This is a genomic window from Rhodococcus sp. HM1, assembly GCF_023218075.1.
GTDB lineage: Bacteria > Actinomycetota > Actinomycetes > Mycobacteriales > Mycobacteriaceae > Rhodococcus.
In genome coordinates this window covers 20,132-32,379 of sequence record NZ_JALPTB010000041.1, presented here as the reverse complement: position 1 = coordinate 32,379, position 12,248 = coordinate 20,132, and the positions used below count along the sequence as shown (strand labels likewise).

Below are 12,248 nucleotides of genomic sequence, written 5' to 3'. Positions count from 1 at the left end.
CGGGAGTCCGAGCTCACGGTGGTTGCGCACTCGACCGACATCGACCCGGACGGGCTGCTGCTCCGGTATCTCGGCGATCGGCGGTTCCTGCTCGCGTTGCCGCGCGCGGTGGGGCTGCAGATGCTGCATCCGGCAATCGCCGCGGGAATGGAACATTCGCGTACCCCGCGCCGGCTGTGGCTGCACAAACGGCACACCGTTCCGCTGCTGATCCGGATGGCGTACGACGACACGGACCTGTCGTCGATCATCCGGCGCGGGCACGAACACATCAAGGGCGTCGACGATCTCGACCGCCGTTACCACAGTCTGAACCCGGACCTGTTCCAGTTCCAGCACGCCACCTACGTGGACACGCTCGTCACGATGATCGAGACGTTCGTGCGACCGCTGACAGTCGGCGAGCGGGAGGATCTGTACCGCGACTGCGGCGCGTGGTTCCGGCGGTACGGGATCAGCGACCGGGGGTTGCCGGACACGTGGGCCGAGTTCCCCGGCTGGTTCGACGACACCTGCCGCACGGTGCTGCAGCGGACCCCGCGCGGCGACTTCTACCGGGATCAGGTGATGCGTCCGCAGGACTGGGTGCAGCGCCGGGTGCCCACCCGTGCGGTGCGCGCGTTGATGCATCCGATCGCGCAGGAGATGTGGGGGATCGAGGTCACCGCGGCCGACCGGCGGGCGTTGCGCCGCTATGTGCTGAGACGCAAGGCGGTCGCCGCACTGTCTCGTCGCCGGCCCGCCGCACCCCGGCTCTGAACCGGTCTAGCGCCCGTAACATACGGCTGTCATGATGTGCCGATGACAACTGGCTTCCTGGAACTGCGGCACGTGGAATGCGAGGGTCCGGCGGACTACCTGCCGGCACTGGAGGAGTTCGGTCCGGTGCACACGGTCCGGTTGTGGCAAGAGCCGTTGCCCGAGACGGTCGACTACCGGGGCATCGTGGTCATGGGTGGCCCGATGGGCGCGAACGACGGTGCGGTCGTTCCGTGGATCGACGACGAGATCGCGTACCTGCGTTCGGCTCTCGCGTCCGATGTTCCGGTGTGGGGTGTGTGTCTGGGGGCGCAGTTGCTGGCCGCTGCGCTGGACGCGAAGGTGTACTCCGGTCCGGCGCCCGAGGTCGGGGTGTGCGACGTGGAACTGACCGCGGCGTCCGCTGCGGACCCGGTGTGGGGGGAACTGCCGGCGAGTTTCCCGACCCTGCAGTGGCACGGCGACACGTTCGATCTGCCGCGCGGGGCGACGCTGCTCGCGTCGTCGCCGGCGTATCCGAACCAGTTGTTCCGGCACGGCCGCAGTTACGGCGTGCAGTTCCACCTCGAGGCCGGTCCCGATGTCGCCGCGGAGTGGCTCGCGATCGACGAATACCGTCGCGCACTCGAGGAGACCCTCGGCGCCGGCGCCGCCGAGTCGGTGCTCGCCGAACTCCGGTCGGTGCATGCGCAGTCGTCCGCGCAGGCACACGCGGTCATGACGCGGTGGCTCGAATCGATCGCCTGAGCGTCGAGCGTCCGATCAGCGACCGACCCGCTCCAGCGCGGCGTCGACGAGATACTCGGCGATCGCCATCGACGACGTCGCGCCGGGGGAGGGCGCGTTGCGCAGGTGAACGAGCCGTCCGTGCCCGGTGACCACGAAGTCGTCCTCGAGGCTGCCGTCGGCGTTCATGGCCTGGGCGCGGATTCCTCGTGGTCCGCGCACCACGTCGGCGACGGTGAGGCCGGGAACGTATTTCGCTGCCTCGACGACGAATTCGCGGGTGCTCACCGCGGTCCGCAGTTCGCGTAGCGCGGCGGGGACGTTGCGGACGGCGAATCGTGCGAAGCCGGGGAAGGCGAGTGCCTCCCACAGGTCCCGCGCGGACCCGGATCGCCGGTCGTAGGCCTCCCGTCCGGGGGAGAGGAATGCGTTGGGGCCCAGCATGATCGAACCGTCGATGCGTTTGGTCAGGTGCACGCCGAGGAACGGATAGCGCGGGTCCGGCACGGGGTAGATCAGCCCGCGCACGGTCGTCGAGAGTTCGGGTCGCAGCAGGTAGTAGTCGCCGAAGAACGGCACGATCCGTGGGGTCGCTGCATCACCGGCGGCGCGGGCGAGCCGGTCCGATTGCAGCCCTGCGCAGGTGATCACGAGATCGAAGGCGTCGGTGCCGGATCGGGTTCCGACGAGGACCTCGTCGCCGCGCGTAATCAGTTCGGTGACCTCGGTGCCCGTGCGGATGGTGCCGCCCGCCGCGGTGACGTCACCCGCGAGAGCGGTGGTGATCGCGACGTAGTCGACGATCGCGGTGTGAGGGGAGTGCAGCGCGGCGATGCCGCGGGCGCGCGGTTCGATCGCCTCGATCTCGTTCGGCCCGATCCTCCGGATGCCGGGCACCCCGTTCTCGGTGGCCCGGGCGGTGATCGCGTCGAGGCGGCCGAGTTCGGAGTCGTGGAGTGCGACGACGAGTTTGCCGCACTCCTCGTAGGGCAGATTCCGCTCGGCCGTGTAGTCGCGCAGCAACTCCACGCCGCGGCGGCACAGTCGTGCCTTGAGGCTGCCCGGCGTGTAGTACAGCCCGGCGTGGACCACGCCGCTGTTGTGCCCGGTCTGGTGCGCGGCGAGGTCGCGTTCCTTCTCGAACACGGTCACGGTGGCACCGCACTCGGTGAGCCGGCGTGCCGTTGCGGCACCGATGATTCCGCCGCCGACGACCGCGGCCCGTAGCGCACTCATGCGCGCAATGGTAGGTGCCCGCCCCGAAAAGAGAATGTCAGTTGTACGGAAAAGTGTTACGGTCGGGCATGGGTTACAAGTACGAGAACGTTGCCACCGACCTGAAGCACCGGCTGGCGTGGAAGGAATGGGCCGTCGGGGACCAGCTTCCCGGCGTGCACGAACTCGCCGCCCACTACGGGGTCTCGCCGTCCGTCGTGAAGGACGCGCAGGACGTGCTGCGGATGGAAGGACTGATCGAGACGCGCCGCGGAAGCGGGTCCTATGTCCTGGCGATCCCGGAACCGGGGGACATGACGCTCGGGATGCACCGGCAGCTCGCGGCTCTGCGCGAAGACCTGGCCACCGCCCGGGAAGCGCTGGCGAGCGCCGAGCGCCGCCTCGCGTCACTCATGGGCGGGGAGTGACGCGAGGCGGCGCTCGACGACAGGATCAGCGGTTGCGGTCCGAGCTGTAGCCCCACAGCCAGTCGGTGTACTTGTAGCTGGACGTGTCGCGCGTGCGGAACAGCTCGTTGCGGGCTTCGCGGCCGGCTCCGTCGAGGTGCCACAGGTCGCCCCACATGCGGCCGGTCGTCAGGATGCGGTTGCAGCGCGGTGCGCGTTCGGCGTTGACGTCCCGGAGGATCTTCGGCCAGTTCTTCGTGTCGCCCTGCAGATCCTCGGCCGCGTAGTCGGCGAGGCACTTGGCGTCCTCGAGCGCCATGACGGCGCCGGACGCGAGGTACTGCAGCGGCGGGTGCGCGGCGTCGCCGAGCAGGATCATGCGGCCGTCGACCCAGTTGTCGATGGGGTTGCGGTCGAACATCGGCCACCAGCGGTCGGTCCACAGGTACTTCAGTGCGGTCTGCACGCTCTCGTGGCAGTGGTCGTAGGCGTGGGCGAGTTCCTCGGGGCTGCCCCACATCTCCTCGCCGCGCAGGAACGCGGGCGACTGGAACACCGCGACCTGGTTGAGCATCTCGCCCTGACGCAGCGGGTACTGGATGAAGTGGCAGCGCGGGCCGATGTAGCCCACGACGTCCTCGATCTCCTCGTCGAGCGGCACCTCGTGCATCGGGAAGGTGCCGCGGAAGGCGACGTACCCGGAGCCGACCGGCTTGTCGTCGGAGAGCTTCGGACGCAGCCGCGAGTGCAGACCGTCCATGCCGAGCGCGACGTCGCCGACGTGTTCCTCGCCGTTCTCGAGGATGACGCGCACGGTGTCGCCCTCGGTGACGACGTCCTGCACCGCCGAGTCGACGCGCAGGTCGGCACCGGCCTTGCGGGCAGCGTCGACGAGGACCGAGTGCAGATCGGAGCGGTGCACCACGAAGTACACGCCGCCGTAGTGCTGCTGGTAGTCGCGGCCGAGGTCGACCTTGGTGAGGATCTCCGCGGTGACGGCGTCCCGGAACACGAGGTTCTTGGGGAGCACGCCCTTGGCGATGACCTCGTCGTACACCCCGAGCGACTGCAGGATGCGGGAGCCGTGCGGGCCGATCTGAAGGCCGGCGCCCACCTCGCCGAACTCGGGAGCACGCTCGAACAGGGTGACCTGAGCACCCTTCTGGGCAAGGGCCAGGGCGTTGGCGACACCGCCGATGCCGCCACCGGCAATGAGAACTCGTGCGTCCTTCAGATCGGACATGACGCTCCTTCGGTCGTGAAAGCGGGGATGGGGAGTCCGGGATCGCGGCGCGATCGGGGACTTGGGATCGCGGCGCGATCGGTGACTCGGGATCGCGGCGCGATCGGTGACTCGGGATCGCGGCGCGATCGGTGATCAGTGGGTCAGGATCGGACCGCGCAACGTCCGATCGCTGGCGGGGAACTTCTTCCAGATCACGGTCAACAGCAGCGACGAGATCAGTGCGCTGATGCCGAAGAGGACGAAGTTCGAGTCGGCGCCGAGTCCGGCGGCGAGCAGCCAGCCACCCAGCTGCGGGGCCGCGACGGCGCCGATGCGTCCGACGCCGAGTGCCCAGCCGAGCGCGGTGCCACGGAGATGGTCCGGGTAGTAGGAGGCGACCGCCGCGATGATCAGCGCCTGCGTGCCGTGCGTACCGACACCGGCGAGAACGAAGATCAGGTAGACCACGGCGACCGGCGGGTCGAGCAGCAACGTCAGCAGGGCGGCACCGGCGACGAGCGCCGCGACGATGCTGGTCGGCACGGATCCGAAGCGCACCCCGCCCCAGGCGGTGATGAACGAGCCCGCGACCGCCCCGAGGTTCAGGGCCAGCGAGAACGTGAGCGCGTTGCCGAGATCGGTGCCTTCACCCTGCATGAGCTTGGGCAGCCACGTGCCGAGGCCGTACCACGCCAGCAGCGTCACGACGGTGACGGCCGCGAACATGATGCTGATCGTGCGGAACCGCGCGCCGAGGAGTGCCTTGAACCCGCCCTCGGAACTGTCGGGATGGGCCTCGAGCAGCGAATGATTCGGCAGCACCTTCACCGCGAGCGGAACGAGGATCACCAGGGGAACCAGGGCGAACGCGAACATCGGGCGCCAGCCCCAGTGGGGGATCACCGGGATACCGATCAGGGCCGCGATCGAACCGCCGATCGGGACGCCCGACATCATCATGGTGGCGACGGCGGCGCGCCACTTGTCCGGTACGAGTTCGGCGGCCAGTGCGTTCGACGTGGGCACGAGACCGCCCAGGCCGATACCGGCGATCAGCCGCAGCAGGCCGAAGACGATCGGTCCCGGTGCCATCGCGCAGAGCGTGGTGAAGACCGACAGGACGACCACGCAGCCGATGACCGCCTGCTTTCGTCCGATCGCATCCGACAGTCGGCCGGCGAGGACCGCGCCGATCATCATGCCGACGAACGCGAGGCTTCCGAGGGTGCCGGCGGTCGAAGCGCTGATGCCCCATTCGGCCTGCAGGCTCGAGATCACGTTGCCGTAGACGATGAGGTCGTATCCGTCGAAGACGACGAAGAGCCAGCAGACGATCACCGCGATCACGTGGGCGCGGGGCAGGGTGATGTTGCCGGTGGCCCGCGCCGGTGAAGCCTCGTTGGGGGAAAGCATTCCTCAACGGTGGGTGCGCGCCACCCTTCCGTGCAATAAAGTTCTGCTATGCAGAACAAGCCGATGGACACGATCCGGAAGCCGACGTACATGCTCGAGTCGGTCGACAACGCCTTACGCCTGCTCCAGTTGCTCCGCGACGCCGGGGCGCTCCGGCTGAAGGACGCGGCCCAGGAACTCGGTACGGCCCCGTCGACCGCGCACCGTCTGCTCGCGATGCTCGTGTACCGGGGGTTCGCTGTGCAGGACGAGAAACGGATGTACCACCCGGGGCCGGCACTGGGGGTCGGTCCCGCCCGGCAGGGATGGACGCGCGACTTCACCGACATGTGCCGGCCCCACATGGAGGCACTCGCGGCACTCACCGGCGAGACGATCAACCTCGTGATCCGCGTGGGATCCCAGGCCCGGTTCCTGTGGACCGCCGAGACCGAATCGATCCTGCGTGTGGGCGATCGCCGAGGTCAGGTTCTACCTGCGGAGCTGACCGCCGGCGGGCGCATCCTCCTGGCGGAACTCCCGCGTTCGGTCCTCGAGCAGCTGTATCTGCGTCCCGCGGACGAGCCCAGGATCAGCCAGGGGCCGACGCCCGCGTACGAGACCGACCGCCGGATGGCCATCGGCGAGTTCGAGGAGTTCGTGCACGAACTCGAGGCCGCGCGCCACGTCGGGTTCGCGGTCAACGTGGAGCAGACGGAGGCCGGCGTCGCGGCGTTCGGAGTGGCAATCCGCAACGCGCGCGGCACGGCCATCGGGGCCGTCACGGCCGCGGTGCCGATCACCCGGTACCGGCAGCATCTGCGCGGAAAGCTCGTCGCTCAGATGCAGGCGGCGGTCCGGGGAATCGAGGTCGACATCGCCGATATCGAGGGAACGGACGCCCAGTATTCTGCACAGCAGAAATAGTTGGCTTGTCGTGATTCGACCCACCTAGGTTGGGAACAACGCCGGACAACGAGATGCACCGTTGCCGAGAGGAGAATTCATGACTGCCACCGAGCCTGTCGATCCCGAGCTTCTGAAGCTGTACGACGACTTCGAGACGGAACACCTGAATCCGTTGTGGACCCAGCTCGGCGATCTGATGCCGATGGTCCCGACCTCCAAGGCCGTGCCCTTCGTCTGGAAGTGGTCGACGCTCTACCCGCTGGCGCAGCGCGCCGGCGACCTCGTGCCGGTCGGGCGCGGTGGTGAGCGTCGTGCGATCGCGCTGGCCAACCCCGGTCTCGGCGGCGTCCCGTACGTCACCCCGACGCTGTGGGCGGCGATCCAGTACCTGGGCCCGAAGGAAACCGCGCCGGAGCATCGTCATTCGCAGAACGCCTTCCGCTTCGTCGTCGAAGGCGAAGGCGTGTGGACCGTGGTCAACGGCGACCCGGTCGCCATGCGCCGCGGCGACTTCCTGCTCACGCCGGGCTGGAACTTCCACGGCCACCACAACGAGACCGACAAGCCGATGGCTTGGATCGACGGCCTCGACATCCCCTTCGTGAACTACACCGACACCGGATTCTTCGAATTCGGCTCCGAAGGCGTGACCGACGAGGGCACCCCGGACATCTCCCGCTCGGAGCGGCTGTGGGTGCACCCGGGTCTGCGTCCGCTCGTCGGCGTCGACCGCAAGACCAGCTCGCCGATCGCGTGCTACCGCTGGGTGTACACCGACCGCGCGCTCAACGAGCAGCTCGCCCTCGAGGACGAGGGTTACGCGGCCACCCCGGAGCCGGGCCACGCCGCGATCCGCTACACCAATCCCACCACCGGTGGCGACGTCATGCCGACGATCCGCGCCGAGTTCCACCGCCTGCGGGCGGGGGCGCAGACCCGCGCCCGCCGCGACGTCGGCTCGGTGGTCTTCCAGGTCTTCGAGGGACAGGGCTGTTTCCACCTCGCCGACAAGAGCCACGACGTCACCAAGGGCGACATGATCGTGGTGCCGTCCTGGACCGAGTGGTCGCTCGAAACCGACAACGGCATCGACCTGTTCGCCTTCTCCGACGCGCCGATCGTGGAGCGTCTGCATTTCAACCGCACCATCATCTCCGAAGGAGCCTGACCCCCATGCGACTCGCCACCCTCCGTCTCGACGGCGGCACCGCCGCAGTCCGCGTCGACAGCGATTCCAGCGCCACCGTGATCGACGGCTACGCCGATCTGTCGGCCCTGCTCGCCGACGCCGACTGGAAGTCCGTGGCCGAGCAGGCGTCGGGCAAGACCGTCGACCTCGCCGCCGCCGACTACGCGCCGGTCGTTCCCGCACCCGGCAAGATCGTGTGCGTCGGACTGAACTACGCGACCCACATCAAGGAGATGGGCCGCGACCTGCCGGAGTACCCGACCCTGTTCTCGAAGTTCAAGGAAGCCCTCACCGGCCCCTACGACGACGTAGTCGTCCCCGCCTACGCCGCGTCGCAGCTCGACTGGGAGGCCGAGCTCGCCGTCGTCATCGGCAAGCAGGCCTACCAGGTCGACGAGGCCGACGCCGCCGACTACATCGCCGGCTACTCGGTCATCAACGACTACACGATGCGCGACTACCAGTACCGCACGCTGCAGTGGGATCAGGGCAAGACCTTCGAGAAGACCAGCGGTTTCGGTCCGTTCCTGGATACCGACTACCAGCTCGGCACCGCCATCGAGACCCGTCTCGAGGGTGAGGTCATGCAGTCGTCGAACACCAACGATCTGGTGTTCACCCCGGCCAAGCTCGTCGACTACATCTCCCACATCGTGACCCTGCAGCCGGGTGACGTGATCATCACCGGCACGACCGGTGGTGTCGGCCACGCCCGCAAGCCCGCCCGCTACATCCAGGACGGCGAGGTGTGCGAGGTGACCATCGAGGGCCTCGGCACCGTCAAGAACAAGACCGTGATCAAGTAGGACGTCGTGGGATTCAACGATCTCGAACTGTCCGAGCGGCTGCTCATCGCACGTCGCGGAACCGCCTACCTGTCGCAGCGTCTCGCGGAACTGACCGACGACGAGCTCGACGGCCCCACTCTGCTCGAAGGGTGGACCCGCCGTCACCTCGTCGCGCACCTGGGCTACAACGCCGCCGCGTTGTGCCGGCTGATGGATTGGGCCGCAACGGGTGTCGAGACGCCGATGTACGAGTCGACCGAGCAGCGCGCACAGGAGATCGCCGAGGGCGCGACTCTCAACCCGGCGGCGCTGCGAAACCTGTTCGCGCACACCGTTGCCCGGTTGGACGAGAAGTGGCGGAACCTTCCGGAGTCGGCGTGGCAGGCGCAGGTCCGTACCGCGCAGGGCCGGACGGTGCCGGCCGAGGAAACCGCGTGGATGCGCACCCGTGAGGTGTGGATCCACGCCGTCGACCTCGGCAACGGTGGCCGCTTCGGTGATTTCCCTGCGGTGGTTCTCGATTCGCTGCTCGACGACATCGTCGGTATGTGGCGGAAGAAGGACCTCGGTGTGGGTCTCGTCCTCGAGGTCGACGGCCGCGAACCGCTGCGCGTGATCGAGGACGCTCCCGTCGAGCACACCGTGCGCGGTACGCTCGCCGGCGTCGTGCGCTGGGCCGCCGGCCGCGGCGCCGTCGGTGTCACCGGTGGAGAGGCCACTCCTCCCCGCTGGCTCTGACGCCCGCCCCCACTCCCGGTGATGGGACCGTTCACCTGCTCAGACCGGGTGAACGGTCCCGTCATCGGTTTCGGGCGGAGTCGTCGGCAACTTCATCAGGTCGACGATGTCGTCGTCGATCCCGAGTTGCAGCGACGTGAACATGCGGGCCAGCGTGTCGTAGCTGCCGATGGTGAAGATCAGATCGAGGATCTGCTGCACATCCAGGTGCTCTGCCAAAGTCTGCCAAGTGGATTCGCCGATTCCACCGTCGAGGACGAACTCGTCGACGATGCCGAGATCATCGGAACCGTGTACTTCGCCGCGCTGCAGGGGATCGCGGTGATGGCGAACAACAGAACGATCGACCCGCTGCGTGACGAGTTGATCGTCGAGGTCGTCGATTCCCTGCTGCACGGCTTGGCTCCTCGCACGCGCTGAGGGGCAGTTCCCCGGAGATCCGGGAAACTGCCCCTCGTTACGAGTGCGGTGTCGGAGCCGTCAGCGCGGATCCTTCTCGCAGGCGATGCCGTCGCTGTCGCCGTCGAGCTTCGGCGCGTAGCCGGATTCCCCGCGGTAGAGCGGGGCGACACCGGCGTTCCACGCCTCGGTGCAGTTCTTGTAGCCGGTGCTCGGGGCGGGCCTCGGCGCGGGCTGGGCCGGTGCCTGAGCTGCAGGAGGTGCCGGGGGAGCGAGCGGTGCCGGAGCCGGGGCCGGAGCCGGCGGCGGAGGCGGAGGCGGTGCGAACAGACCGGCGGATCCGCTCGGGAAGATGTCGGCGACACCCTTCGGCAGCAGATCCGTGAGGCTGAACGCGTTCGCGGTCGTGGGGGCGACCACGGTGAGCGAAACGCAGCCGAGCGCGGCAACCGCGATACGGCGGAACTTCATTCGTGCTGTTCCTTTCGGGAAACGGTTCGGTCGGCCGATCGGCCGACCGAACCGGACTATCGCGGCATCCGGGACTGTCGTTACGAAGTCCCGGATGCCGTGCGCGGCTCCCGAATTCCGCGCGTGTCGCGTATCAGGCCGGCGCGACGACCGCCGGATCGATACGCATGACCGAGAATCCCGCGACCGCTCCAGCACCGAAGCCGGGCGCGAATACTCGGACGGGCTCCGTGATCACACCGTCGCGGACGGCGTCGGCGACCGCGAGCGGGATGCTCGCCGACGACGCGTTGCCGACCTTGTCGATGTTGAAGTACAGCCGGTCGGCTGCCAGGCCGGACGCGGCGGCCAGTTCGAGCACCATCGTCTTGTTGGCCTGATGCGGAACGACCACGTCGATGTTGTCGAGCAGGGTGCCCTGCCGTCCGTCGGGCGCGGGGAGTTCCTTCAGCTCGTCGAGCATCTGCCCGAGGTACCGGCCGGCCAGCGACTTCACCTCGGGTCCGTAGACCGTGATGGCGTTGTCGAAGTCCGGGTTCGGCCAGATGATCGAGTTGATCTCGCTGGCCGGACCTCCGGCGAAGGTCTGCAGGTACTCGATGTCGCCTTCGGTACCCTCCGGCGCGACACCGAGGACGATCGCAGCCGCGCCGTCACCGAAGATCATCCGCGACGGTCGGACGTTGCCGACCTTGTCGGAGAACTTCTCGACACACACCACGAGCACCGGTCGCTGGACCTGCTGCAGAATGCGGGTCGCCTCGGAGAGGCCGTACGGCAGGCCCGCGCACGCCGCGACCAGGTCGTACGCCGCGTGCGTCTGGCCGATACCCAGTTCGCCGCAGAGCCAGGTGGCCAGCGACGGAATGGGCCGGGAGCTGGTGCACGTGCACACGAGGACGCCGCCGATTTCCTCGGGGCCCCGATTTGCATGGGCGAGAGCCGATTTCGCGGCCTTCAGTGCGAGCTCCTCGAAACTGCCCGAGGTGTAGCGGCGCTGTTCGATCCCCGTCTTCGCGGTGATCTCGTCCGCCGTCATCGGCGACCAGCTGTAGGCCGAGTTGCGGATCAGGTCCTCGTTCGTGCAGACGGTGTCGCCGTGCACCGCCGACAACGCCTCGATCCGCGGCTGGACGGCGAAGTCGCGCCGCACGTCGATCGGCGGGAACGGACGCACCGGTTCGACCGGCTCCTGCGCCGAGTACGGGGACACCGGTGCGAGCAGCGTGCCGGACGCAGGCTCGGCCAGTGCCTTGGCGATGAAGCGCTGGACATGACGATCACGCGGATGCAGGACCACCACGTAGTCGTCGTCCTTCAGGTCCTCGACCGCAACGAGCTCGGCCTGGGTGCGATCCCACGGCTGCTGGTTGTGCAGCACCATCGCCCAGCGGTGCAGGGCCTCCAGCTCCGCGACGTCCTCGCTGACGTCGAGGATCTCGTCGTAGCTGTAGCGACGGAAGTCGGGGTCGTAGTCGCCGAGCCGCAACGTCATGTTGCTCGGATCGGCAAGCAGTTGCGCGACGGTGGGCTTGACCGTCGGAAGGTCGGACGCGATGTTCTTGCGCGCGGCGAACACGTCGAAGAGGACGTCGAAGATGTGCTCCTCGGCGGTGGCGTCAGGCCCGGAGGGAAGTGCGCGGAACGCGTCCTCGATCTCCGCGGCGCGGGCTTCGCTGCCGGGCCACGGGGTCATCACCGGCATGTAGACATCGTCGCGGGTGCGCGGGACGTCCGCCCAGCGCATCGGACGCTTCTCGAACATGGTGATGACGAAACGATTCGCCCAGTACACGTTCAGTGCCATGTCGCGCATGAGGTCGGTCTTCGACCGGTAGGCACCTCGTTCGTTGCGCGCGATCATCTCCGAGACCGTCGGCGCCTTCGTGTCGAAGTCACGCCGGATGATCGAGTCGAGCTGCTCGAGACTTGTGATCGTCGAGAAGTCGAGATCGGGAAAGAAGTTGCACGGAAATACGATTCGACCGTGTCGATTCACTTCGAATTGCTGCATGTGGACGATTCGCCGT

At 67.9% G+C, this 12,248-nt stretch carries 13 protein-coding genes; 7 read left to right on the top strand and 6 right to left on the bottom strand.

Translation table 11 applies throughout. The annotated features are described in order from the left end of the window. Positions 1 to 18: 18 nt before the first annotated feature. Both M1M07_RS20345 and M1M07_RS20340 read left to right on the top strand, forming a co-directional pair. The gene (locus M1M07_RS20345) at positions 19 to 759 is read left to right on the top strand and encodes an oxygenase MpaB family protein (RefSeq protein WP_197255540.1); all 741 of its coding nucleotides are present in this window, start codon (positions 19 to 21) and stop codon (positions 757 to 759) included. Between the two features lie 42 nt (positions 760 to 801). Next, the gene (locus M1M07_RS20340) at positions 802 to 1,506 is read left to right on the top strand and encodes a type 1 glutamine amidotransferase (RefSeq protein WP_197255542.1); all 705 of its coding nucleotides are present in this window, start codon (positions 802 to 804) and stop codon (positions 1,504 to 1,506) included. Positions 1,507 to 1,521: 15 nt separating this feature from the next. Here M1M07_RS20340 and lhgO read toward each other — a convergent pair whose 3' ends face one another. Further along, on the bottom strand, positions 1,522 to 2,721 hold the full coding sequence (lhgO, locus tag M1M07_RS20335) for an L-2-hydroxyglutarate oxidase (protein WP_248675346.1): 1,200 nt from the start codon (positions 2,719 to 2,721) through the stop codon (positions 1,522 to 1,524). Between the two features lie 68 nt (positions 2,722 to 2,789). Between lhgO and M1M07_RS20330 the strand changes: the two genes are divergently transcribed. Beyond that, positions 2,790 to 3,128, top strand: coding sequence for a winged helix-turn-helix domain-containing protein (locus M1M07_RS20330; RefSeq protein ID WP_197255546.1), 339 nt, complete (start codon positions 2,790 to 2,792; stop codon positions 3,126 to 3,128). Between the two features lie 25 nt (positions 3,129 to 3,153). Here the strand turns inward: M1M07_RS20330 and M1M07_RS20325 are convergent, their stop codons facing one another. Both M1M07_RS20325 and M1M07_RS20320 read right to left on the bottom strand, forming a co-directional pair. After that, positions 3,154 to 4,350: an FAD-dependent monooxygenase gene (locus M1M07_RS20325; protein WP_197255548.1), complete on the bottom strand. Its 1,197-nt coding sequence runs from the start codon at positions 4,348 to 4,350 to the stop codon at positions 3,154 to 3,156. A gap of 135 nt (positions 4,351 to 4,485) precedes the next feature. After that, positions 4,486 to 5,745, bottom strand: coding sequence for an aromatic acid/H+ symport family MFS transporter (locus M1M07_RS20320; RefSeq protein ID WP_197255550.1), 1,260 nt, complete (start codon positions 5,743 to 5,745; stop codon positions 4,486 to 4,488). Between the two features lie 48 nt (positions 5,746 to 5,793). Here M1M07_RS20320 and M1M07_RS20315 point away from each other — a divergent pair, with 48 nt between their 5' ends. The 4 genes from M1M07_RS20315 (at position 5,794) to M1M07_RS20300 (ending at position 9,348) form a co-directional block, all read left to right on the top strand. Beyond that, positions 5,794 to 6,651 (top strand): IclR family transcriptional regulator, encoded by an 858-nt coding sequence (locus M1M07_RS20315; RefSeq protein WP_248675345.1) that lies wholly within the window; start codon positions 5,794 to 5,796, stop codon positions 6,649 to 6,651. A gap of 79 nt (positions 6,652 to 6,730) precedes the next feature. Continuing rightward, the gene (locus tag M1M07_RS20310) at positions 6,731 to 7,801 is read left to right on the top strand and encodes a cupin domain-containing protein (RefSeq protein WP_248675344.1); all 1,071 of its coding nucleotides are present in this window, start codon (positions 6,731 to 6,733) and stop codon (positions 7,799 to 7,801) included. Positions 7,802 to 7,806: 5 nt separating this feature from the next. Further along, complete coding sequence (locus M1M07_RS20305) at positions 7,807 to 8,628, top strand: fumarylacetoacetate hydrolase family protein (RefSeq protein WP_197255556.1); 822 nt, start codon at positions 7,807 to 7,809, stop codon at positions 8,626 to 8,628. 6 nt (positions 8,629 to 8,634) lie between these two features. After that, positions 8,635 to 9,348 (top strand): maleylpyruvate isomerase family mycothiol-dependent enzyme, encoded by a 714-nt coding sequence (locus tag M1M07_RS20300; protein WP_248675343.1) that lies wholly within the window; start codon positions 8,635 to 8,637, stop codon positions 9,346 to 9,348. Between the two features lie 39 nt (positions 9,349 to 9,387). Here the strand turns inward: M1M07_RS20300 and M1M07_RS20295 are convergent, their stop codons facing one another. From M1M07_RS20295 to M1M07_RS20285, 3 genes are all read right to left on the bottom strand, one after another. After that, positions 9,388 to 9,744 carry a hypothetical protein gene (locus M1M07_RS20295; RefSeq protein WP_197255561.1) on the bottom strand — a complete coding sequence of 119 codons (357 nt, stop codon included), beginning with the start codon at positions 9,742 to 9,744 and terminating at the stop codon, positions 9,388 to 9,390. Between the two features lie 84 nt (positions 9,745 to 9,828). Further along, positions 9,829 to 10,218 (bottom strand): excalibur calcium-binding domain-containing protein, encoded by a 390-nt coding sequence (locus M1M07_RS20290; RefSeq protein ID WP_248675342.1) that lies wholly within the window; start codon positions 10,216 to 10,218, stop codon positions 9,829 to 9,831. A 133-nt stretch (positions 10,219 to 10,351) separates the two neighbouring features. Then, positions 10,352 to 12,232, bottom strand: coding sequence for a 3-oxoacyl-ACP synthase III family protein (locus tag M1M07_RS20285; RefSeq protein ID WP_248675340.1), 1,881 nt, complete (start codon positions 12,230 to 12,232; stop codon positions 10,352 to 10,354). Positions 12,233 to 12,248 lie beyond the last annotated feature (16 nt).